The sequence below is a fragment of the Streptomyces phaeoluteigriseus genome, from assembly GCF_001896135.2.
Lineage (GTDB): Bacteria > Actinomycetota > Actinomycetes > Streptomycetales > Streptomycetaceae > Streptomyces > Streptomyces phaeoluteigriseus.
The window spans coordinates 192,845-215,415 of the sequence record NZ_MPOH02000016.1; the positions used below are offsets into that span (position 1 = coordinate 192,845).

A 22,571-nucleotide genomic window follows, 5' to 3' on the forward strand; every position below is an offset into this window, starting at 1 on the left:
AATCGGCGGTCGGCGGTCGCCGTGGCCGCCGTCACGTGGTCAGGGGCCACGGCAGCCAGGCCCGTACCTCGAAGCCGCCGTCCTCCCGCGGCCCGTGCTCCAGGCGGCCGCCGGTGAGGGCCGCGCGTTCGGTGAGGCCGATCAGGCCCTGGCCGGAGCCGGGGACGGGCGGGACGTCGCCCTCCGGGGCGGGGTTGCGGACGGTCACCGTGAGGCCCTCTCCGGGAGCGCCGACCACCACGACGGCGGCCTCCGCGCCCGGCGCGTGCTTGCGGGTGTTGGTGAGGCACTCCTGGGTGATGCGGTAGGCGGTGCGGCCGACGGAGGCGGGCACGGCACCCGGGTCGCTGACGCGCTGGTCGAGGGTGACCTTCATGCCCGCCTCGCGGGACTCGGCGACCAGCGCGTCCAGGGCGGCCAGGGTCGGCTGCGGTCGGCCCGCGTCGTCGTGTTCGCCGGCCCTGAGCACGCCGATGATCTCCCGCAGGTCCTGGAGGGCCTCGTGGGCGCTCTCCCGGATGACCCCGGCCGCGCGCACGATCTCCTCGCGGGGCGCGTCCGGCCGGAACTCCAGCGCGCCGGCGTGCACGCTGAGCAGGGTGAGCCGGTGGGCGAGCACGTCGTGCATCTCCCGGGCGATGGCCTCACGGGCCAGCCGCTGCGCCTGCTCGGCCCGCAGCCGGGCCTCCGTCTCCGCGCGCCGGGCCCGGTCGCGCAGGCTCAGCATGAGCTGCCGCCTGGAGCGCACGAGCATGCCCCAGCCGATCACCGCGACGGTGATCAGCACGGTCCACACCACGGCCGGCCCGTACTCCAGGTCGGGGTCCGGGCGGGCCCACACCAGCAGCGGGATCACGGCGAGCTGGAGACCGCCGACCCAGGCGACGTACCGGAAGGGCCGGTGCACGGCGAGGGTGAAGAGGGCGATCGTGCAGGCGCCGGCCGAGGTCGTGGAGAGGAAGGCGAGGGGGATCGTCGCGGCGGCGAGGCCGAAGGGCCAGCGACGGCGCAGCCACACGGCGGCGCAGGCCAGCGCGCCCAGCAGCTGGTCGGCGACGACGAGGGAGTGCGGGAGGTTCTCCTGCTCGGTGAGCGTGTCGGCCACCACCAGGCCGAGGACGACGGCCAGCACGAAACAGGTGAAGTCGACGAGCCAGTCGCGCGCGGTGCGACGGGGCGCCTTGCCCGGCCGTACGGCGTCCGGGTCCGCTTCCGCGGCCACGGCGGACGGCAGCAGCCATCGCCGCGTCGGGAAGATCGCTGCCTCCGGTGCCGGCGTCGGCCGGTCGTCACCCCTCATGGTCGACAAATCTACGCAGCTCGGGGCCGCCTCACCCTTCCTCGGCCGGGATCGGCGACCTGCGCCGGACGGACACCGACGAAAGTCGCACCGCCGCCGACCGACGGTGTACTGCGCACCGCCGACGAGAGCCTTCCGTCGCGAGCGTCTCGCCCCGCGGCCGATGTGTGTGGGGGGACCGCGGGGCGAGGGTCCGGGGTATGAAGCAGCTTCTGGAGGTACTCGGATTCATCGCCCTGGTGCAGGGCGTCGCCGGCCTGGTGCACGAGTTCACCGACCTGGACTGGGGACTCGTGCAGCGGCTCGGTGTCCTCGACGGCTACGAGGTCTACGCGAGCGTCGCGCTCCTGGTGCTCGCGTTCGCCCTGTTCGCCGCCGCGGTCGACCACGACTGCTGAGCCGGCTCCGGCGGCCGAACCGGTCGCCGGGGAACGGGTCACCGAGGAACGGCGCCACCGGCCGGGGCCCGGCCCGCGCTCAGCCGGGCTTCCGGCTCTCCAGGTCGAAGCTCGCGTAGTGGTCGGCGGTGTAGTAGTCCTCTTCGGTCTGCTGTCCGGTCACGATGCGACGCGCGCCGCGCGTGGAGGAGCCCGGTGTCTTGACCGTGTACTCGTGGTAGTAGCCCGAGGACTTCGAGGGCAGGATGCCTTCCCGGTTCTGGAAGACGGATCCGTCCTGCGAGTACGGGAACGGGCCGCCCTGGTCGATGAGCCGCAGCGTGGTGTACGCCTGCGAGGGCAGGTCGCTGTAGCAGATGCTGCCGACCGCGGTCGCCGCCGCGTTCGCCGATCCGGCGGAGACGGTGCCGCCGACGAGGAGGGCGGACAGGAGGGCGGCGGCGCCGATGCGAGTGATTCGTGGGGGGAATCTCATGGCTCCATGATGACGCGCGTAGATGATGGCATGTCAATGACAACTCTCAGAATTTCCCGCCAAGTCTGCTGAGTTTTCCGGGAGTTAACCTGCCGCGGCCGTGGACCGCGGTGGCACCCGGCCAGACCGGGTCGGCGAGCGGCGCGGAACCGGCCACGTACTTCGGCAGGGAGTTCAGCCGCGAGAAGTCGGCGGGGTCGGTCACCTTCGGCCAGTAGGAGGCGAAGATGTCGTAGGTGCGCCGCCCCAGAAGGAAGGCGCCGGCGCGGTCGAAGACCTCGGTGACGAACCGGCCGAAGTCCTCGTCGCCGTAGGGCACGCTCCAGCCGCCCTGCCCGAAGCCGGCGCGGGGGTCCTCGTGGGGGCCGCCGGGCGCCTGGTGGACGCCGTCGAGGGTGACGAAACCGGTGCGGACGAGCTTGCCCATGACGGGTGCCCTCCATTGCTGGTGCTCGGGGTGAGGTCCCCTGTCATCAGGCCGGACACCGTCCCGCCCCGCGACTCATCGCCGAGGTCGGCGTCCGTTCGCCGCCAGCGCGCCTGGGCGTGTGGCGCTGGGATGGACCCATGACGACTTCGGACAAGACCCTGAACGGCAAGGTGGCCCTGGTGACCGGCGGCAGCCGCGGCATCGGTGCGGCGACGGCGGTACGGCTGGCGCGGGAGGGCGCGGACGTGGCCCTGACGTACGTGAACGGCAAGGAGGCGGCCGAGGAGGTGGTACGGGCCGTCGAGGCCCTGGGACGCCGTGCGGTGGCCCTGCGCGCGGACTCCGCGGACGCCTCCGAGGCGGCGGGGGCGGTCGGTGCGGCGGCGGACGCGCTGGGCGGGCTCGACGTGCTGGTGAACAACGCGGGGATCGGGGTGCTCGGGCCGCTGGAGGACCTGTCGCTCGCGGACGTGGACCGGGTGCTCGCGGTGAACGTGCGGGGCGTCTTCCTCACCTCCCAGGCGGCCGCCGGGCGGATGGGCGCCGGGGGGCGGATCATCACCGTCGGCAGCTGCATGGTCCAGCGGGTGCCGGGGCCCGGGGGGACGCTGTACGCGCTGAGCAAGTCGGCGCTGGTCGGGCTGACGAAAGGGCTCGCGAGGGATTTGGGGCCGCGGGGGATCACGGCGAACCTCGTCCATCCCGGGCCGATCGACACGGACATGAATCCGGCGGACGGGCCGTACGCGGCGGGTCAGGCGGCGCTGACCGCGCTGGGGCGGTTCGGGACGGGGGACGAGGTGGCGTCGATGGTGGCGTACCTGGCAGGCGCCACGTACGTGACGGGGGCGGAGTACGCGGTGGACGGCGGCCACGCGGCGTGAGCGGGAGGCCGCCCTCGGCGTGAGCCGGGGGCAGGGCCCTCGGCGTGAGCCGGAGGCAGGGCCCGCAGCCCCAGCCGGAGGCCCCGCCGCGGCGTGAGCCGGACGCAGGGCCCTCGGCGTGAGCGGGAGGCCTCCGCGGCGTGAGCGGGAGGCCCCGCCCGCGGCGTGAGCCGGACGCAGGGCCCTCGACGCAGGGCCCTCGGCGTGAGCGGAGGCCTCCGCGGCGTGAGCGGGAGGCCTCCGCGGCGTGAGCCGGAGGCCCCGCCCGCGGCGTGAGCCGGAGACCCCGTCCACGCCGCGAGCCGGACGCAGGGCCCACAGCCCGAGCCGAGGGCAGGGCCCACAGCCCGACCCCAGAGACCCCGTCCACGGCGCGAGCCAGAAGCAGGGCCCATAGCCCGAGCCGGAGGCAGGGCCCTCGGACCCCGCTCTCGGCCCCGCCTTTCGTCCCACCGGGTCGGGCGGTGTGGGCGTGGACCAGGGTCCGGGGGCGGAGCCCCGGGGCCGGGGCCGGAACCCGGTTCAGCCGCCCAGTTCCTGGTGCCTCGCCCGGAGGGCGCCCGCGCCGGCCTCCGTCAGGGAGCCGATGAGCCGCAGCCGCGAGATGCCCCCGTCCGGGTAGATGTCCACGCGCGCGTGGGTACCCACCGCCGGGGCGGCCAGCGCGAAGCGATGGTTGGTGTCCGGCTGGAGGCGCGTGCGCGGCAGGATCTCCCGCCACTCCCCCTCCTCACCGTCCCGCACGGACACCGCCGCCCACCCCGCGCTGTTGCCCTTCAGGTACGCGGTGTCGATCTCCAGCGCCCGGATCTCGGCCTGGGCCGCCAGCCGGTACCGGATCCAGTCGTTGCCCCGGTCCCGGCGCCGCCGCGTCTCCCAGCCGTCGTCCATCTTGCGGGAGCGGCCCGGCTGGATGGTGTTGCCGGCCGGCGAGTAGAAGAGGTTGGAGGCGTCCTCGGCCAGGCCGCCGTTCTCCAGGGCGACGACGTCGAAGGTGCCGAGGACGGCCAGCCACTCGGGTTCCGGGACGACCTCGCCGTACACGCGGAGCCGGGCGATGCCGCCGTCGGGGTGCTGGTTGACCCGCAGGTGCGTGAAGCGCTGTTCGACGGAGACGGCGAAGCCGTTCGCCGCGTGGCCGCCGACGGGGGTCCGCGGGACGAGCGTCGTCCACTTCACGTCGTCCCCGAGGAGGGCCTCGGGCGACGGCGAGCCCGGTACCGAGGTGCCCTCGACCGACACCGCCTGCGGGTAGTTGCCGCGGAAGTGGGCCGTGTCGACGACGACGCCGCGGATCACGCCGGGCGCGCCGAGCCGGACGAGCGCCCAGTCGTGGTCGTCGGCCGTCGGCCACGGGTGGTCGGCGGAGACGCCCCGGCGGCGGCGGGTCTCCCAGCCGTCCATGATCTTGCCCTTGTGCCCGAAGTGCTCGGGGTCGAACTCGGCCGGTCCGGGCAGCAGCAGGTTCTCCCGCTGGGCGAAGAACTCGTCGTTGGCGGCGATGACGGCGGCGCCGAGCTGCCGGTCGGCGAGGTTGGCGTACGAGGTGAAGGGGAAGTCGGCGGTGCGGTAGTCCGCGTATGGGTCGCCGCCGCCGTAGGGGTTCGCGTCGCCGGTGAAGCCGGCCAACGAAGACTGATGCTGCGCCGTCACGGTGATCAGGGGTTCCTTTCGGGAGTCGGCCGCGTGCGGGCGGGTGCGGGGTGGGTCAGTGGGCGCGGGTGAGGAGCCGGCCCCTGGGGGAGGTGAACTCGCCGTGGGCGACGATGCGTTCGCCGCGCAGCCAGGTGGACTTCACGACGCCGTGCAGGGTTTTGCCGGCGTAGGCGGTGACCCGGTTGCGGTGCTGGAGGGCGGCAGGGTCGACGGTGAAGGTCTCGTCGGGTGCGAGGACCGCGAAGTCGGCGTCCCGGCCCGCTTCGATGGCGCCCTTGCGGTCGAGGCCGACGAGTGCCGCCGTGCGCGTCGACATCCAGCGGACGACGTCCTCCAGGCCGTGGCCCCGCGCGCGGGCCTCCGTCCAGACGGCGGCGAGGCTGAGTTGCAGGCCGGAGATGCCGCCCCAGGCGGTGGCGAAGTCGCCGGTCTTGAGGTCGGCGGTGGACGGGGAGTGGTCGGTGACCACGCAGTCGATGGTGCCGTCGGCCAGCGCCTGCCACAGGAGGTCCTGGTTGGCGGCCTCGCGGATGGGCGGGCAGCACTTGAACTCGCTGGCGCCGTCGGGCACTTCCTCGGCGGTGAGGGTGAGGTAGTGCGGGCAGGTCTCGGCCGTGACGCGTACGCCCTCGGCCTTGGCGGCGGCGATCAGCGGGAGCGCGTCGCTGGAGGAGAGGTGCAGGACGTGCACGCGCGCGTGGAGGCGTCTCGCCTGGGCGATCACGCTCGCGACGGCGGTGTCCTCGGCGTCGCGCGGGCGGCTGGCGAGGAAGTCGGCGTACTTGGGCCCACCCCGCTGGGGGGCGGATTCGAGGTGGTGCGGGTCCTCGGCGTGCACGATGAGCAGGCCGTCGAATCCGGCGATCTCGGCCAGGGACCGGGCGAGGTGGTCCTGGTCGAGGTGGGGGAACTCGTCCACGCCGGACGGGGAGAGGAAGGCCTTGAAGCCGAAGACGCCGGCTTCGTGCAGTGGGCGCAGATCCTTGACGTTGTCGGGCAGGGCGCCGCCCCAGAAGCCGACGTCTATGTGCGCCTTGTCGGCGGCCACCCGCCGCTTGGTGCGGAGGTGGTCGGCCGTCGTGGTCGGCGGGAGGGAGTTGAGCGGCATGTCGACGAGGGTGGTGATGCCGCCGGCGGCCGCCGCGCGCGTGGCGGTCCAGAAGCCCTCCCACTCGGTGCGTCCTGGATCGTTGACGTGCACGTGCGTGTCCACGAGGCCGGGCAGCAGGGCGTCGTCGCCGAGGTCCTCCAGGCGGGCGCCGGACGGTAGGGCGGCGTCGTACGGAAGTACGGCCGTGATGGTGCCGGCGGACACCGCGACCGAGGCGGCGCGGGTCCCTTCCGGAGTGATGACGCGCGTCGAGCGCAGCACCAGTTCAGCGTCGGACACCCGAACCCCTCTCTGCCGCCGTTTGCTTCCGGGGGACGGAGGCGGCCGGGGACGCGCTCCGGGGCGCACTTCCGCGCAACCTCCCCGTAACAGAATTCAACGTTCTGTTGAAGGAGTCTTCACTCCCGGCCACCGCGCCGTCAAGGGCCCACCTCTCCACAGTGCACCCACGGCCGCCACTCTGCACGTTTCCACAAGACGGAATTATTATTCCGGCAAGCAGAACGTAGCTACGCACCAGCGGGGAGTCGACCGACCGCGGGTAGGCTTCAGCCCTTCCCGCCAGTTTGGAAAGGAACGCGCCCGTGCCGACGTCCAGCGCCAGCACCACCGACTCCGCCAAGTCCGGCAGCGGCGGGGTCCAGTCCCTCGAGCGCGCCTTCGACCTGCTGGAGCGGATGGCGGACGCGGGCGGGGAGGTCGGCCTCAGCGAACTGTCCGCGAGCAGCGGGCTTCCGCTGCCGACGATCCACCGCCTGATGCGCACCCTGGTCGCCTGCGGATACGTCCGCCAGCAGTCCAACCGCCGCTACGCGCTCGGTCCGCGGCTGATCCGCCTCGGCGAGTCCTCCGCCCGACTGCTCGGCACCTGGGCCCGCCCCTACCTGGCCCGCTTGGTCGAGGAGACCGGCGAGACGGCGAACATGGCACTCCTGGACGGCGACGAGATCGTGTACGTGGCGCAGGTGCCGTCGAAGCACTCGATGCGGATGTTCACCGAGGTCGGCGTCGGGTTCTGCCGCACTCCACGGGCGTGGGCAAGGCCCTCCTCGCGGGCTTCCCGGACACCGAGGTGCGCGCGCTGCTCGCCCGCACCGGCATGCCGGCCGCGACGGACAGGACGATCACCACCCCGGAGGGCTTCCTGGCGGCCCTGGACGAGGTCCGCGAGGCCGGTTACGCGGTCGACGACAACGAGCAGGAGATCGGCGTGCGCTGCCTCGCGGTCCCGGTGCCCGACTCCCCCACCGCGGCGGCCATCTCGATCTCCGGCCCGGCGGGCCGTGTCACCGAGTCCGCCACCGGGAAGATCGTCCCGGTGCTCCAGCAGGTGGCCCTGGAACTGTCCGAGGTCCTGTCGAACCCGGCCGGTACGAGCGTCTGAGCCGGGCCACGCCCGCACCCCCGCCCGCGCACGGCTGACGGTCCATCACCTCCGTGGCGACTCCCCGAACAGCTCCACCGCGCTGCGCACGTCCGACACCCCTCGCGCCAGCGCGCTCACCGAGCCGATCGCGCCCGCGATCAGCAGCAGGGAGCGGCGCAGCCGGGGGATCTCCGGGATGCCGTGGGCCGCCATCGCGGCGAGCGCGGCGAGTTCGTCCTCGGCGATGCCCCGGTCCGGGAACTCGGCCGGGTGCGCGGCGAGTTCGCGGCGCAGCCGGGACACCGCGGTCCGCAGTTCCGCCACCCTCGGATCCTCGTCGCTGCCGGTCACCGGCCTCTGCCCCAAGCTCCGCAACACAGCTCTCCCCCCTCGCACATCCCTCGTGCGTACGTACGCAGCGTCCCCGTGACGGTGGTCGGGCGCCGTGAGGACGCGGGCCAGTAAACGCCACCCGGCACCCGCTCCGCCACACCGGGGAACGAAATTCAGCCCTGCGACACCGCCCGGCCGCCACCCCGTCAGGTATGCAGAACACATGACGCACACGGAAGACCAGGTCGCCGGACTGCTCCTCGCCGCGGGCGGGGGGCGGCGCCTCGGCGGACGCCCCAAGGCGCTGTTGACGCACCGGGGGCGCCCGCTCGTCGAACACGCGGTGGAGGCCCTGCGCGCGGCCGGCTGCACGCGCGTGCACGTGGTCCTGGGGGCCGCCGCCGACGCCGTACGGGAGTCGGCGCGGCTCGACGGATGCGTGCCGGTGGTGAATGTGGAGTGGGAGCGGGGCATGGGCGGCTCGCTGCGGGCCGGTCTGGACTCGCTGGCCGGGACGGGGGCGCGGGCCGCGCTGGTCTCGCTGGTCGACCAGCCGGGCATCGGCGGTCGGGCGCTGGCGCGGGTGCGCGCCGCGTACGAGGACGAGGAGTCGCTGGCGTCCGCCGCCTACGACGGCAGGCGCGGGCACCCGGTACTGCTCGGGGCGGCCCACTGGGCCGGTGTCGCGGCGACCGCGACCGGCGACCGGGGAGCACGCGACTACCTGAAGGCGCACGAGGAGGAGATCCGGCTGGTGGAGTGCGGGGACGTGGCCCGGCCGTACGACATCGACACGGTGGACGACCTGGTCCACCTGGAGTGAACGAGGTGGCACGGAGAGCCACCTTCCCTCGACCCGGAGAATCTCGACATCAACAAACCATTGAACTTCCACGATGAGGAAAGTAGAATCCACTGCTCAGAAGCGTTCGGTCGCTCTCCGAGCGCTCCCCGCCCCACCCGGGTCGTCCGGCACCCGGTGCCACGCTCGCTGAAGGAAGTGACAGCTCATGTCCGCATCCGTGCCGTCCCCGGCGGCCGTCGTCGACGCCGAGCCCCTGCCCCGGCAGGAGGAGGTCCTCACCGACGCGGCCCTCGCCTTCGTGGCCGAGCTGCACCGGCGGTTCACGCCCCGCCGTGACGAACTCCTCGCCCGCCGTGCGGAGCGCCGCGCCGAGATCGCCCGCACCTCCACGCTCGACTTCCTTCCGGAGACCGCCGCGATCCGCGCCGACGACTCCTGGAGGGTCGCCCCCGCACCCGCCGCGCTCGACGACCGCCGGGTCGAGATCACCGGCCCCACCGACCGCAAGATGACCATCAACGCCCTCAACTCGGGCGCGCGGGTCTGGCTCGCCGACTTCGAGGACGCCTCCGCGCCGACCTGGGAGAACGTCGTCGTCGGCCAGCTCAACCTGATCGACGCGTACGGCGGGAACATCGACTTCACCGACCCGGGGTCCGGCAAGTCGTACGCCCTGCGCCCGGCCGAGGAGCTGGCGACCGTCGTCATGCGTCCGCGCGGCTGGCACCTGGACGAACGCCACCTCCAGGTCGACGGCCGGGCGGTCCCCGGCGCCCTCGTCGACTTCGGCCTGTACTTCTTCCACAACGCCCGGCGGCTGCTCGACCTCGGCAAGGGACCGTACTTCTACCTCCCGAAGACCGAGTCGCACCTCGAAGCCCGCCTGTGGAACGACGTGTTCGTGTTCGCGCAGGACCAGGTCGGCATCCCGCAGGGCAGCGTGCGCGCGACCGTCCTGATCGAGACGATCACCGCCGCGTACGAGATGGAGGAGATCCTCTACGAACTCCGCGACCACGCCTCCGGGTTGAACGCGGGCCGCTGGGACTACCTGTTCTCCATCGTGAAGAACTTCCGGGACGGCGGCGCCAGGTTCGTACTGCCGGACCGCAACGCGGTGACGATGACCGCCCCGTTCATGCGCGCGTACACCGAACTCCTCGTGCGGACCTGTCACAAGCGCGGCGCCCACGCCATCGGCGGCATGGCTGCCTTCATCCCCTCGCGCCGCGACCCCGAGGTCAACAGGGTCGCCTTCGAGAAGGTGCGGGCCGACAAGGACCGGGAGGCCGCCGACGGTTTCGACGGTTCCTGGGTCGCCCACCCCGACCTGGTGCCGATCGCCATGGAGTCCTTCGACCGAGTCCTCGGCGACAGGCCCCACCAGAAGGACCGGCTGCGCGAGGACGTCGACGTCAAGGCGGCCGACCTGCTCGCCGTCGACTCGCTGGAGGCGCGGCCGACGTACGCCGGTCTCGTCAACGCCGTGCAGGTCGGCATCCGTTACATCGAGGCGTGGCTGCGCGGGCTGGGCGCGGTCGCATCTTCAACCTGATGGAGGACGCGGCCACGGCCGAGATCTCGCGCTCGCAGATCTGGCAGTGGATCAACGCGGGCGTCGAGGTCGAACGCGACGGTACGACGGTGAGGGTGACCCCGGAGCTGGCCCGCGAGGTCGCCGCCGCCGAACTCGCCGCCGTCCGGTCGGAGATCGGCGAGGAGGCCTTCGCGGCCGGCCACTGGCAGCAGGCCCACGACCTGCTGCTGACGGTCGCCCTGGACGAGGACTACGCCGACTTCCTCACCCTCCCGGCCTACGAGCAGCTCACGGGCTGACCCCCGAGAAGGCTCATTCCGGCTTGTCCGAGTGGCCCAGGGACTTTCCCGGGGCCACTCGGTCGCGGACGAGCCGCTTGACCGCGGTCGGCTCCGGGAAGCCCTGCTCGCGGCGGTCCCAGACGACCTCGTCGTTCACCCGGACCACGAAGACGCCGCCCTTGCCCGGCCTGAGGGCGAGTTCGGTCAGCTCCGCCTCGAAGGTGGTGAGCAGCTCCTGCGCCAGCCAGGCGGCGCGGGGCAGCCAGCGGCACTGGGTGCAGTACTCGATCTCGACCCGCCGCGGGCCGCTTCCGTCAAGCCGTGTGTCCGTCATCCGAGGTGTACTGACCAATCCTGTTCCGCGGCCGGCTTGCCGTGCAGGTCGGGGACCCGCTTCAGCCAGTCGGGCCGTCCTTGCCGGGTCTTCGCGGCCCGCCGGGCCTCTTCGGCGGCGAGTTCGTCGCGGGTGGGGAAGTCCGTGGGCAGCCAGGCCGCGGACGTCCGCACGCGCGCGTGCAGGTGGTTCACGTACGCCGTCCTGGCCTCGTCGGCGCTGGTGAAGGCGGGTTCGTCCAGGAGCCAGGCGTCCGGCACCTGCGCGACGATCGCCCGCAGCAGCTCCTCGGTGAGCCTGGGCGCCAGTTCGGCGTCGGCGGCCCGTACGTCGGGGGCGTGGCGGCCGAGGGCGTGGTGACGGAAGTCGTACCTCTTCGCCGGGTCGGAGCCGTCCCAGCGGTGGTGGAAGACGAGGGCGGCGCCGTGGTCGATGAGCCACAGACGCGGCGGCACGGTGCCGAGCGTGGGCCACACCATCAGGTTGGAACTGTGGACGGTCCGGTCGACGTTGACGGTGAGGGCGTCGAGCCAGACGATGCGGCCGGCTTCGAGGGGGTCCACCGGGAAGACCTCGGCGATGTCGGGGGGTGAAGTCCCGGGCGCCCGGTAGGTGGTCCATGCCGAGGTTGACGCCGTGGCTGGCGGCGTGCAGATCGCGGACCTCCTGGTGGGGCTCGCCGTCGGCGATCGCCGGGTCGAAGTGGACCAGGACCAGCTCGGGGAAGCGCAGCCCCAGGGCCCGTGCCAGCTCCCCCACGATCACCTCGGCGACCAGCGCCTTGCGGCCCTGCGCGGAGCCGGTGAACTTGACGACGTACGTCCCCAGGTCGTCGGCCTCGACGACCGCGGGCACGGAGCCGCCTGACCTCAGCGGGGTCACGTATCGAACAGCAGTCACGTCGCGCAGCACACCGGCCAGCGTAGTTCAGGTCAGCTGCCGGCCAGGGGGTTGGGCAGGGGCAGGTAGCGGGCCTCGGCACCGTCCGCGCCCGTCCAGCGCAGCAGGAGGTTGGTCTTGCCGGGCAGGGTGGGCGCCGCGAGGAGGGCGTGGACCTCGGGGAGGTCGTGACGGGCCAGCTCGCGGCGGGCGGCGGGCCAGGGATCGAGACCGGGATGGTGGTCGGCCAGGGCGGCGGCGACCTCGGTGAGGTGGTTCACGACCAGGCAGTACACAAGCCGCTCCCAGCCCGCGGCGCGCTCCGTCCCGGGCAGCAGCTTGACGCCCTCGGCGTCCCGGAACAGGGCCTGCACGGGCCGTCCGGCGCTGTCGACGGCGACGAGGGTGTTCTGCAGGTGGGCCTCCAGCACGACGCCGTGGTCGGCGAACGCGGCCAGCGCCGGGGGGACGACGGCCGCCAGGTACGCCTCCCACCAGTGAGCCGGGTCGGCCGTGCCGGCGAGCGGGCTGCCCTCGAAGCCCTCCACGAGGCCCGCGGCGAGCAACGGGGTCGCTCCGGGCGTGACGTGCGTGTGCAGCCCGTCGCGGACCACCACGGCGAGTTCCTCGAAGGCGAAGCCGGCGGTGCGGTACCCGCGGTCGCTGAGCCAGGCGGCGGGGCCGCCGACCGCCGCGAGGGCCCGCGTGGCCGCCGCGTCGGTCCGGCGGAGCCTCAGCAGGTCGTGGCGCCAGAGCCGGCGGATGTCGTTGGTGATGCGCACGTCGAGGCTGAACTTGAGGAACAGGTCCGGCCCGGGTGCGTACAGCGTGCGCACGGCGGCCGTGGGCCAGGTGTCGAAGGGCGTCGTGCCGAGCCGGACCAGACGGCCGTCGGCGAAGGCGGGGGCGAGCGCGGTGCGGGCCAGGTCGAGCTGCCAGGGGTGGGCGGGCAGCAGCCGGTAGCCGGGCGGGGCCTCGCCGAGGGCGTCCAGCGCGGCGGTGTCACCGTCCTCCACCACCGTGTCCTCGCGCAGCCCCAGCAGGACCAGCGGGAAGCGGGCGTACGCCTCGGGCGCGTACGGCAGCCAGCCGCCGGGCGGGCCGCCGCCGCGCGTCTTGGGGGCGGGGTGGTGGGGGTGGCCGGTGAGAAGGGACTGCTCGGAGCGCAGGTAGGGGTCCTCCGGCGGGGTGGCACGCGCGCGTGCGGCGAGGAGGGCGGCCACCGCGTCCCGGCTGTCGAGCATCTCGGCGGGCAGCTCGGGGTTGGCGAGGCCGGTGTGGTGGCGCAGTTCCGTGGCGACCAGGTCGACGAGGCCGCGGTGGTCGAGGCGGTGCCAGGCGCCGTCGGCGCGCACCTCGGGCTCGGCCGGCCGCCGGGTGCCGCGCACGCGGAGCAGACGGCCGGAGGGCAGCCGGTGCACCTGCCGGGCGCCGCGCCGGGAGCGCGGTTCGGCCATCTGCCGTACGGCGACTTCCGGTTCGTGCCCTTGCCGTTCGGCCATTTCCGGTTCGACCGCCTCGGGTTCAGCCGCGACCGGTTCGGCCACTTCGGGTTCGACCGCCTCGGGTGCGGCCGCTTCGGGTTCGGCCGCTTCCGGTTCGGCCGCTTCCGGTTCGGCCACCTCCCGCAGCAGGCAGTTGAGCAGCGGCGCGGTGGCGAGGGCGTCGGCGCGTGCGGCGATCGCGCCCGGCGCCGCGGCGTCGGCTCGGCGACCGGTTGCGTCGGCGCGGCGTCCGGTGACGTCGGCCGACGCGTCGGACCCGGGGGCCGCATCGGGCTCGGCGGGCGACGCCGACCCGGCGGGTGGGGGGATGAGAACCACGCGTTCCACTCGTTCCCTACGGTTCTTGCGGGCGGAGACGATCAGTATCGCTGTGGTCACGACCCGTCCGTGACGCCCTGCGCCCACCCGAGCCGTACCCGACCCGTACCCGAGGAGCCCTCCCGTGCACCGTCCCCCCACCGCCGAGGCCGAGCTGGCCGCCGACCTCGCCGCCGTGCGCCCCGCGCTCGCCGCGCGGTTCGCGGCCGAGCTGTCCGGCGCCCGCGCGGCCGTGCTGACCCGTCTGTGGCGGGCCCTCGCCCACGACGCCGCTGCCGTGGGTCGTGCGCCGGGCGGCGGCCCGGGACGGCCTGACGCTGCACCTCGCCGACGGCCGCCGGCTGCACGGCCCGCACGCCGACCCGTACGCGACCGCCGCCTACGTGACGTCCGTGGACCTGGCCGGGACGGCGTACGACGATCCCGCGCGGCTGATGACGGACCTGGCCGTGCCGTACGGCGGGGGCCTCGCCGGCGAACTTGCGCACAGTACGGCGTCGTTGGCGCTGTCCCGGGCCGGACAGCAACCCGGGGATCCCGGCACCGGCGGCGTCGGAGGATGGCCCGCGCACGACTGGGAGTGGGAGCAGCGGGTGGTCGACGGGCACCCGTACCACCCCAACTGTCGTTCCCGGCCAGGTTTCTCGGTGGCCGAACAGCTGGCCTACGGGCCGGAGCACCGGCCGCCGGCGGTGCGGCTGGGTCTGCTGCCCGTCCCGGCCGACGAGTGTCTCGTCTCGGGCGGGTGGCCCGCCGAACTGCGCGAGGGGCGGCTGCTGTTGATTCCGGTGCATCCGTGGCAGGCGGTGCACGTACTGAAGCGGTCGTGTGTGGAGGGGCTCGCGGCGCATCCGCTGATGTCGCTGCGCACGCTCGCGGTGCCGGACGGCCCGCACGTGAAGACGGCGTTGAGCGCCCGGCTGACGTCGTCGGTGCGGGACATCTCGGTGGGCTCGGTCGCCGCCTCCTCGGCCCTGTCGGAGTTCGCGGAGAGCCTGGCGGAACGCACGGACGGCCTGCTGCACATGACCCGCTCACTGGGCGCGGTCACGGCCGACTCCCCCGATCTCGCGGCCGTGTTGCGGGAGTCCCCCGCCGTGTACGCGGGCCCCGGCGAGCACGTCGTCCCGGTGGCCGCCCTCGCCACCACCGAACTGACGTCCTCACCGGCCTGGTTGGCCGACTTCGCGCGTCTCGCGCTCACCGTGGGGCTGCGGCTGCTGGAGCAGGGCGTGGCGTTGGAGGCGCACGGCCAGAACCTGCTGGTCGTGCTGTCGGCGTCGGGGGCACCGGTGCGGCTCGTCTACCGCGACCTCGCCGACATCCGGGTCAGCCCGGCGCGCCTGGCCCGGCACGGCCTGGCGGCGCCCGAGCTGCCGGCCCGGATCCTGACCGACGACGTGACGGCGCTGCGCGGCAAACTGTTCGGCTCGCTGGTGGCGGGCGCGCTGGCGGCCACCGCGGGCAGCGGGGAGGCGCTGGGCACGGCGCTGGCGGCGGCCGTACCGGAGGTGCCGGACACGGGGGACCTGCGGGCGCTGCGCGGGGAGCCGGTGCCGGTGAAGGCGCTGACGCTGATGCGGCTGTCGCCCGGCGGGTCCGGGGACCGGTGGGCGCGGCTGCCCAACCCTTTGGTCACCCGGGCTTTCTGATCACGTTTTGAAGCCGGACACCTCTGATCAATAGGATCCGCCGATGATCAGAACACAACGGCTGGCGGCGGGCTTGTGCGCCCTGCTCGCCGCGCTCACGGCCGGGCTCGCGTTCCCGGCCGGGGCGGTCGCCGACGAGACCACAGCCAATGCGCCCAAGGTCAACCTGGTTCTCGACGTCAGCGGTTCCATGCGGGCGAAGGACATCGACGGCGGGTCGCGGATGGCCGCGGCCAAGCAGGCGTTCAACGAGGTGCTGGACGCGACCCCCGAGGAGGTCCGGCTCGGCATCCGCACCCTCGGGGCCAACTACCCCGGCGACGACCAGAAGACCGGCTGCAAGGACACCGCCCAGCTCTACCCGGTCGGCCCGCTGGACCGTACCGAGGCCAAGGCCGCGGTGGCCACGCTCACGCCCACCGGCTGGACCCCTATCGGACCGGCCCTGCTGAAGGCGGCCGAGGACCTCGACGGGGGCACCGGCTCCAAGCGGATCGTCCTGATCAGCGACGGCGAGGACACCTGCGCCCCGCTCGACCCGTGCGAGGTGGCCCGCGAGATAGCGGCCAAGGGCATCGGCCTGACCATCGACACCCTCGGCCTGGTGCCGAACGTGAAGATGCGCCAGCAGCTCAGCTGCATCGCCGAGGCCACGGGCGGCACCTACACCTCGGTGGAGCACACCGACGAACTCACCGACAAGGTCAACCAGTTGGTGGACCGCGCGGCCGACCCCGTGGTGACGCCGGTCGCCACCCGGGGCGCGGACTCCTGCGCGAAGGCGCCGACGCTGAAGTCGGGCCTCTACACCGACCGTGAGGAGTTCGGCCAGGAGCGCTGGTACCGCGTGGACCTGGACCCGGGCAAGGAGTTGCGGGCCTCGGTGAGCGTCTCGGCGGACCGGGCGATGAACCCCGACTACGGGTTGCTGGTGCGGGCGGTGACGGTGCACGGCCGGGAGATCGTGCGCGGCGAGGCGGCCGGGAACGGCCGTACCGACGTCATCTCGACCGGTCTGCGCTACCCGAAGGCGGAGAGCGACGACGACGAAGCGCCCGCCGAGACGGTGTGCGTGCAGGTGACCAACTCCTATTCGGCGGCGGCCGGTGTGAAGACCACGCCGGGCATGCCGCTGGAGCTGACCGTGGACGTGGTCGACGGGCCGTCGCAGGCGAGCGACGTGGCCTCGTTCGGTCTCGGCCGCGGCTGGTGGCTGCTCGGCGCCCTGGTGCTGGCCGGCTTCCTCGCGGGCGTCCTGTGGGGCTGGCTGTCACGCTGGCGTGTCGCGGTCTGGAGGACCAACTGATGCGTATCACCCGTGTTCTGAGCACGACCCTGTTGGCGCTCGGCCTGGCGGCCACCCCGGCCGCCGCCGACTCCACCCCGTCCGCGAGCCCGTCGGAGGACGGTTCGGCGCCCACGACGGCCGGCACGTCGTTCCGTACGGCGACGGAGGTCGACCAGGGGCGGACGGCCACCGCGAGCGGCTCCGCGGGCGACTACCTGTACTGGTCGTTCCCGGCCGACGCGGGCCAACGGCCCACCGTGACGGCGAAGGTGAAGCTGCCCGAGGAGCACACGGGGCAGACCTGGCAGGTCGACGTGTACGACGGTCTGCGGCGCCGCCAGTCCTGCCAGTACGGCGCGCAGACCCGCACCGCCGCGCCCGGCACCGCCTCGCTGGAGCTGGCCTGCGTCCTGCGCACGGTCCGCGCCTGGTCGGAGCCGTGGGCCGACGACCCGCTGCCCGGCACGTACTACGTCCGTCTGACGGTCGTCGGTCTGAAGACGGCCGACCTCGGTCTGCCGGTCGGCGCCGAACTGCGCGTCGACTCCAAGGACATCGGCGGTTCGGCGGCCGTGGACGGCTCGCTGGCCGAGCCCCTGGTGCCGGGCGTCGCCGTGAAGTCGTCGGCGGACGACGAGGACGACCCGTCGGCCTCCGCCGTGCTGTCGAGCATCGAGCCGGACGACGGCTGGTCGTCCGGCTGGTGGTCGACCGCTGGGTGTGGACCGGGATCGGCGGCGTGCTGGCCGCGCTCGCCGGGATCGGCGGGTACGCCCTGACCCGCGGTCCGGGACGGCCGAGAAACGTACCGCCGGGCGTCTGACGTCCACGCGGAAGGCCCGCCCCGTGCGGGCCTTCCGCGTTCTCAGGCCTCCCGCAGCCCCTTGGCGAGGGTGCCCTCGCCGCTCACCTCGACGCGTCCGGCGCGCACGGCGTCGAGCAGGCTCAGCACACCCTGGGCCACGGCCGTACAGGTGGCGGTGTCCATGACGAGCAGGGCGTCGGGTTCGCCGGGGGCCGCGCCGTGGCCGTACACGGGCCCTTCGTCCGTGCCGACGAAGAGGTGGAAGTGGCCCTCGTCCAGGCGGACTTCGACGAGTCCCTCGCCCTCCAGGGCGCGCAGCAGGGGCAGCGCGAACCAGTGTGCGCGGATCGCGTCGGTGGGCCCGCGCTCCCCCAGTTCCGCCTGCCCCCACGCACCGAGCGCCTGGAGCACGGGCAGCAACGCACGGCCGCGCCCGGTGAGTTCGTAGACGTTGGCCGCGCCGGGCGGCGGCAGCCGGCGCCGGGTGGCGAGCCCGTCGCGCTCCATGTCCTTGAGTCGCGAGGCGAGTACGTCCGTGCTGACGCCCGGCAGGTCGGCGTGCAGGTCGGTGTAGCGGCGCGGGCCGGCGAGCAGCTCCCGGACGATCAGCAGGGTCCAGCGGTCGCCGACGGTGTCGAGGGCGCGGGCGGCGGAACAGTACTGGTCGTAGCTTCGGCGAGGTGGCATGCGACGCAGTCTAGACATGTCGTTGGACTTTCCAAGCTCGAACTTGGTAAAACCAAGTAACACCAGATACCGGAGGGGCGCATGGAGTTCCGGCAGTCGAACAAGCTCAGCGAGGTCTGTTACGAGATCCGCGGCCCGGTGATCGAGCACGCCAACGCACTGGAGGCGGCGGGGCACAGCGTGCTGCGCCTCAACACGGGCAACCCCGCACTCTTCGGCTTCGAGGCGCCGGAGGAGATCCTCCAGGACATGATCCGGATGCTCCCGCGGGCCCACGGCTACACGGACTCGCGTGGCGTCCTCACGGCCCGCCGGGCGGTCGCCCAGCGCTACCAGGACCGGGGCCTGGAGGTCGACGTCGACGACGTGTGGCTCGGCAACGGCGTCTCGGAGCTGGTCTCCATGGCCGTACAGGCGCTGATCGAGGACGGCGACGAGATCCTCATCCCGGCCCCCGACTTCCCGCTGTGGACGGCCGTCACCACGCTCGCGGGCGGCAAGGCGGTCCACTACCTCTGCGACGAGCAGGCCGACTGGTACCCGGACCTGGACGACATGGCGTCCAAGATCACCGACCGCACCAAGGCCGTCGTCATCATCAACCCGAACAACCCCACCGGCGCGGTCTACCCCAAGGAGATCATCGAGGGCATCCTCGACCTGGCCCGCCGCCACGGCCTGATGGTCTTCGCCGACGAGATCTACGACCAGATCCTCTACGACGACGCCGTGCACCACTCGGCCGCCGCGCTCGCCCCCGACCTGGTCGTCCTGACCTTCTGCGGCCTCTCCAAGACGTACCGGGTGGCGGGTTTCCGCTCGGGCTGGCTCGTGGTGACCGGTCCCAGGCAGCACGCGCGGGACTACCTGGAGGGCCTCACCATGCTGGCCTCCATGCGCCTGTGCGCCAACGCGCCCGCCCAGTACGCCATCCAGGCCGCGCTCGGTGGCCGCCAGTCCATCCGCGAACTGACCGCGCCGGGCGGCAGACTGCGCGACCAGCGTGACATCGCCTGGGAGAAGCTCAACGAGATCCCCGGCGTCTCCTGCGTGAAGCCCAAGGGCGCGTTGTACGCGTTCCCGCGCATCGACCCCAAGGTCCATCCCCTCCATGACGACGAGAAGTTCGTCCTGGACCTGCTGCTGCGCGAGAAGATCCAGGTCGTCCAGGGAACCGGTTTCAACTGGCCGACCCCGGACCACTTCCGCATCCTCACCCTCCCGCACGCGGAGGACCTGGAGGCGGCGATCGGGCGGATCGGGCGTTTCCTGAGCGGTTACCGACAGTAGGGAACAACCTGTCGGGCCGTCGGCCGAGGTCGACCCCGCACCACACCGCCCTGGTGGACGGGCCGCCGCCCGTCGTCACCCAGTGGTGGGTGGCCGGCGCCTCGACGAGGAGGCCCCCGGCCGGACTCCGCGTCGGGCGCGGGCGGCTGAGGCGCGCCGGAGGCCGGTGGGCGGTGGGCGGTGGGCCTTCGCCGGGGCGGGCGTCCGTCACGTCGACGCGGAGCGTGGCGTCCGCCGGGCACGGCATCGGACGGAGCCGGAAGTCACGGCCCCGCTCCCGGCCGTGCCGTACCGCGTCCGCCGCGAGTTCGGGCATGAGCGGCGCGGTCGTGCCGCTCGCGTCCGCGGCATACGGCCGTCCCCGCACGAACCGAGGCGGCTCGGCCCGCGCCGGCGCGCCATCCGCGGACGGGACTCCGGGAACCACCGCGGCACCCACCGCGCCTGCGGCGCGTAGGAGGGGGCCGCGTCCGTCTCGTACGCGGCGGGTCGCGGACGTACGCCCACGACCCGCAGGGCGCCCCGTGTCACGTAGGCGACGAGCCGCCCGTCGGGTCACGGACGGGGGGTCGATCACCGGTCCGGGAACGCGGATCCCACGCGCCGTACCGGCCCGCAGCTCAGCCGTGAAAAGGGACGGACCGGCGCCCCGCACCGCGGGCGTCGGCGGACGCCTGTGCGACTCTTGCTGCATGGGTGATCTTTTCCTGGTCCGGCACGGAGAGACCGCGTGGTCGCGCTCCGGCCGGCACACCGGACTGACCGACGTCCCGCTCACCGAGCACGGCCGGGAGGAGGCGCGGCGGCTGGTGCCGCTCATCCGGTCGCACCGGATCGGCGCCGCGTTCTCCAGTCCGCTCCAGCGGGCGCGGGAGACGGCCGAACTGATCGGGTTGCACGAGGTGCGGGTCGAGGCGGACCTCCAGGAGTGGGACTACGGCGGGTACGAGGGCGTCACGACCGTCGAGATCCAGCGGGAGCGGCCGGGCTGGTTCCTGTTCACGGACGGAGTCACGCCCGGCCCGCCGGAGCATCCCGGGGAGACGCCGGAGCAGGTGGGGGAGCGGGCCGACCGGATGCTGGCGAAGGTGGACGCGGCGCTCGCCAACACGGAGGGGTGCGTGGTGCTGGTGGCGCACGGGCACTTCCTGCGGGTGCTCACGGCGCGCAGGCTCGGTCTGCCACCGTCGGCCGGGGCGCTGTTCCAACTGGCGACCGGGACGCTCGGCCGACTGGGCACGGAGCACGGCCGCCATGTGATCGCGGGGTGGAACATCCGGCCGGGGGCCTGAGCGGCGGGCGGGAGCGTCGGCGGGGGGGCCGGCTGTCAGTGCCTGGCCGTAGCCTTCGTAGCGGTGGGACAGCCGTACCGCCGCCCGGAGGGAGTACGCCGTGACACGACCGCCGACCGCCGCCCAGCGCCGTGTGATCGACACCGCCGATCCCGTCACCGGGCGACTGCGGGGCACGGAGTCCCAGCTCGCCGCGCTGCTCGAGCGGGGCCTCGCCTTCCGGCATCCGCGTCCGCCGCACGACCACTTCCTCACCCCGGCCGGGCACCGGATACGCGAGGCGGAGCCCGAGGCCGGTCCCGCCGCCGCGGTCGATGCCCCGCGCGCGCCGACCGGCGTGTTCACCGCACGGGTCGGCGGGGAGGAGCAGCCGCCGGACGGAGGGCCGTCGCGGATGCGGGAGGTGCGCAGTGCCTGGCAGGGCCTGCTGGAGCTGCGCCGGATGACCAACCCTGACGGGGCGGTGGACCGGCCCTGCGGGTGGGAGCGTACGCATCTGGTGCAGGCCGCCGCGCTCGCCCTGGAGGCGGCCGGACACCGGCCGGCCGGGCCGGACGCAGGCGAGCCCGCCAGCGACGGCTATCGGGTGCGCGCCACTCCTCAGCCGGACGCGGTCGCCGTGCGCGGGCCGGACGACGGGACGCTGGGCGCCTGCGCGGTGACCCTGGAGAAGGCGGGCTGGCAGGCGAGCGAACACACCGATCCCCGGAGCAGAACGCGCTATCTGCTGGCTTCCCCACGCCGGGTGTGAGGGCGTGCCAAGATCGGTGGAGAGGGCATCGACCGTGCTCGTCGACGAGAAGGGGAAGCCGTGAGCGAGCCGTTTTCCGTGCGGGTCACCGTGCGCGGATACGAGACCGACGTGCAGGGCCATCTCAACCAGAGCGTGTACATCAACTACGCCGAGCACGCGCGCTGGTCGCTGCTCCGGGCCGCGGGCATCACCCAGGCCGGGCTGATCGGCCGGGGCGTCGGACCGGTCGCTCTGGAGACCACCATCCGCTACAAGCGGGAGCTGCTCGCGGGCGACGAGGTCGATGTGACGTGCGCCTTCGAGTGGGGCGGCGGCAAGACGTTCCGCATCGAGCAGACCATCCGCAAGACGGACGGCACGGTCGCGGCCGAACTCTCCGCGGTGGGCGGCCTGCTGGATCTGCGGGCACGCCGGATGGTCGCCGACCCCCAGGACCACTTCAAGCAACTGGCCACCGATCCGGGCCTGTTCGGGCTCTGACCGGAAGCTCTCCCAGGGGGCCTGGGGCCTGTCGTTTGGCTCAGGCCGCAGGAATTCAACGGTGCTGTCCAGCGCGGTGCGTCTGTGGCGTGATCCGAACGACAGGCCCTAAGCCTCGGCCGACTCCCGGTCGTGCTCGTTGTCGTAGGCTGCGCGGGACTCGGCGATGTAGACCCTGTTGCGCTCCGCCCAGCCGGTCAGGCGCAACAGGGTCTCGTGCAACTCGCGCGCCACCGGTGTCAGTTCGTACTCCACCTTCGGCGGCACCGTCGGGTGCACGGTGCGGGTGACGAGTCCGTCGCGCTCGAGGTTGCGCAGGGTGAGGGTCAGCATGCGACGGCTGATGCCCTCGATGCCGCGCTCCAGTTCGGTGAAGCGGATCGGGCCGTGCGCGGCCGCGACGAGGATCTGCACGCTCCATTTGCCCGAGACCCTGTCAAGAACCTCGCGCACCGGGCACGCGTGCGCGTTCACCACCTGAGGGGTAACACCGGTGTTCCTCCGGGACATCCGACTGCCTCCTTACGGCTCCCTCCAGAGTCACTCACGATGGCCTCCGTTACAAGACGTGCACCAAGGGCACGCATCGTTCCTACGGAGATTGCGGAGGCCGACAGACCATGTCCACCACGGTCGACCCACCGAACCGGACACCGGACCGGACACCGGACCGGATGTCACACCCCCGGACGTACTCCCGCCGGGCGTCCC

The 22,571-nt window shown here is 73.3% G+C and carries 17 protein-coding genes and 6 pseudogenes; 12 read left to right on the forward strand and 11 right to left on the reverse strand.

Annotation, left to right across the window (positions count from 1 at the left end; translation table 11 throughout):
• Positions 1-31 precede the first annotated feature (31 nt).
• A complete protein-coding gene (locus BM536_RS25575) occupies positions 32-1,300 on the reverse strand; it encodes a histidine kinase (protein ID WP_094103640.1) in 1,269 nt (422 codons plus the stop codon).
• Positions 1,301-1,500: 200 nt separating this feature from the next.
• On the opposite strand from BM536_RS25575, the gene BM536_RS25580 reads away from it, so the two are divergent.
• A complete protein-coding gene (locus BM536_RS25580) occupies positions 1,501-1,698 on the forward strand; it encodes a hypothetical protein (RefSeq protein WP_073497887.1) in 198 nt (65 codons plus the stop codon).
• A 79-nt stretch (positions 1,699-1,777) separates the two neighbouring features.
• Here BM536_RS25580 and BM536_RS25585 read toward each other — a convergent pair whose 3' ends face one another.
• Both BM536_RS25585 and BM536_RS25590 read right to left on the reverse strand, forming a co-directional pair.
• Complete coding sequence (locus BM536_RS25585; protein ID WP_073497885.1) at positions 1,778-2,173, reverse strand: guanyl-specific ribonuclease; 396 nt, start codon at positions 2,171-2,173, stop codon at positions 1,778-1,780.
• A 97-nt stretch (positions 2,174-2,270) separates the two neighbouring features.
• Positions 2,271-2,600 (reverse strand): annotated as a pseudogene (locus BM536_RS25590) (dihydrofolate reductase family protein); the annotation flags it as partial.
• Between the two features lie 140 nt (positions 2,601-2,740).
• Between BM536_RS25590 and BM536_RS25595 the strand changes: the two are divergent.
• Complete coding sequence (locus BM536_RS25595) at positions 2,741-3,487, forward strand: SDR family oxidoreductase (RefSeq protein WP_094103560.1); 747 nt, start codon at positions 2,741-2,743, stop codon at positions 3,485-3,487.
• Between the two features lie 522 nt (positions 3,488-4,009).
• Here BM536_RS25595 and alc read toward each other — a convergent pair.
• Together alc and allB are read right to left on the reverse strand one after the other, a co-directional pair.
• Positions 4,010-5,140 carry an allantoicase gene (gene alc, locus BM536_RS25600; protein WP_073497883.1) on the reverse strand — a complete coding sequence of 377 codons (1,131 nt, stop codon included), beginning with the start codon at positions 5,138-5,140 and terminating at the stop codon, positions 4,010-4,012.
• A gap of 55 nt (positions 5,141-5,195) precedes the next feature.
• Complete coding sequence (gene allB, locus BM536_RS25605; RefSeq protein WP_073497881.1) at positions 5,196-6,533, reverse strand: allantoinase AllB; 1,338 nt, start codon at positions 6,531-6,533, stop codon at positions 5,196-5,198.
• A gap of 398 nt (positions 6,534-6,931) precedes the next feature.
• Between allB and BM536_RS25610 the strand changes: the two are divergent.
• Positions 6,932-7,638 (forward strand): annotated as a pseudogene (locus tag BM536_RS25610) (IclR family transcriptional regulator).
• A gap of 45 nt (positions 7,639-7,683) precedes the next feature.
• Here the strand turns inward: BM536_RS25610 and BM536_RS25615 are convergent.
• Entirely contained in the window at positions 7,684-7,971 is a 288-nt protein-coding gene (locus tag BM536_RS25615) for a DUF5955 family protein (RefSeq protein ID WP_245873770.1), read from the reverse strand.
• Between the two features lie 205 nt (positions 7,972-8,176).
• On the opposite strand from BM536_RS25615, the gene BM536_RS25620 reads away from it, so the two are divergent.
• Both BM536_RS25620 and aceB read left to right on the forward strand, forming a co-directional pair.
• On the forward strand, positions 8,177-8,776 hold the full coding sequence (locus BM536_RS25620) for a nucleotidyltransferase family protein (RefSeq protein WP_073497875.1): 600 nt from the start codon (positions 8,177-8,179) through the stop codon (positions 8,774-8,776).
• A gap of 187 nt (positions 8,777-8,963) precedes the next feature.
• Positions 8,964-10,594, forward strand: a pseudogene (aceB, locus tag BM536_RS25625) (malate synthase A).
• 13 nt (positions 10,595-10,607) lie between these two features.
• Here the strand turns inward: aceB and BM536_RS25630 are convergent.
• The 3 genes and pseudogenes from BM536_RS25630 to BM536_RS25640 all read right to left on the reverse strand — a co-directional run bounded on the left by BM536_RS25630 (position 10,608) and on the right by BM536_RS25640 (position 13,672).
• Positions 10,608-10,910, reverse strand: coding sequence for an Rdx family protein (locus tag BM536_RS25630; RefSeq protein WP_073497871.1), 303 nt, complete (start codon positions 10,908-10,910; stop codon positions 10,608-10,610).
• Positions 10,907-11,822, reverse strand: a pseudogene (locus BM536_RS25635) (HipA family kinase). Before BM536_RS25635 ends, BM536_RS25630 begins: the two are co-directional and overlap by 4 nt.
• Positions 11,823-11,842: 20 nt before the next feature.
• A complete protein-coding gene (locus tag BM536_RS25640; protein ID WP_425444680.1) occupies positions 11,843-13,672 on the reverse strand; it encodes an IucA/IucC family protein in 1,830 nt (609 codons plus the stop codon).
• Between the two features lie 64 nt (positions 13,673-13,736).
• Between BM536_RS25640 and BM536_RS25645 the strand changes: the two are divergent.
• From BM536_RS25645 to BM536_RS25655, 3 genes and pseudogenes are all read left to right on the forward strand, one after another.
• Positions 13,737-15,264, forward strand: a pseudogene (locus BM536_RS25645) (IucA/IucC family protein).
• Positions 15,265-15,307: 43 nt separating this feature from the next.
• Positions 15,308-16,570, forward strand: a complete 1,263-nt coding sequence (locus tag BM536_RS25650) for a VWA domain-containing protein (protein ID WP_073499378.1) — start codon at positions 15,308-15,310, stop codon at positions 16,568-16,570.
• Positions 16,570-17,375, forward strand: a pseudogene (locus BM536_RS25655) (hypothetical protein). Before BM536_RS25650 ends, BM536_RS25655 begins: the two are co-directional and overlap by 1 nt.
• 42 nt (positions 17,376-17,417) lie before the next feature.
• Here BM536_RS25655 and BM536_RS25660 read toward each other — a convergent pair.
• On the reverse strand, positions 17,418-18,044 hold the full coding sequence (locus tag BM536_RS25660; RefSeq protein WP_073499376.1) for a winged helix-turn-helix transcriptional regulator: 627 nt from the start codon (positions 18,042-18,044) through the stop codon (positions 17,418-17,420).
• Between the two features lie 81 nt (positions 18,045-18,125).
• Here BM536_RS25660 and BM536_RS25665 point away from each other — a divergent pair, with 81 nt between their 5' ends.
• The 4 genes from BM536_RS25665 (at position 18,126) to BM536_RS25685 (ending at position 21,860) form a co-directional block, all read left to right on the forward strand.
• On the forward strand, positions 18,126-19,334 hold the full coding sequence (locus BM536_RS25665) for a pyridoxal phosphate-dependent aminotransferase (protein ID WP_073499375.1): 1,209 nt from the start codon (positions 18,126-18,128) through the stop codon (positions 19,332-19,334).
• A 692-nt stretch (positions 19,335-20,026) separates the two neighbouring features.
• Positions 20,027-20,626, forward strand: a complete 600-nt coding sequence (locus BM536_RS25675) for a histidine phosphatase family protein (protein ID WP_073500227.1) — start codon at positions 20,027-20,029, stop codon at positions 20,624-20,626.
• Between the two features lie 100 nt (positions 20,627-20,726).
• The gene (locus BM536_RS25680; protein WP_094103562.1) at positions 20,727-21,377 is read left to right on the forward strand and encodes a hypothetical protein; all 651 of its coding nucleotides are present in this window, start codon (positions 20,727-20,729) and stop codon (positions 21,375-21,377) included.
• 60 nt (positions 21,378-21,437) lie between these two features.
• Positions 21,438-21,860 carry an acyl-CoA thioesterase gene (locus BM536_RS25685; protein ID WP_073498418.1) on the forward strand — a complete coding sequence of 141 codons (423 nt, stop codon included), beginning with the start codon at positions 21,438-21,440 and terminating at the stop codon, positions 21,858-21,860.
• A gap of 108 nt (positions 21,861-21,968) precedes the next feature.
• Here BM536_RS25685 and BM536_RS25690 read toward each other — a convergent pair whose 3' ends face one another.
• Positions 21,969-22,370, reverse strand: coding sequence for a winged helix-turn-helix transcriptional regulator (locus BM536_RS25690; RefSeq protein ID WP_073498416.1), 402 nt, complete (start codon positions 22,368-22,370; stop codon positions 21,969-21,971).
• Positions 22,371-22,571: the final 201 nt, after the last annotated feature.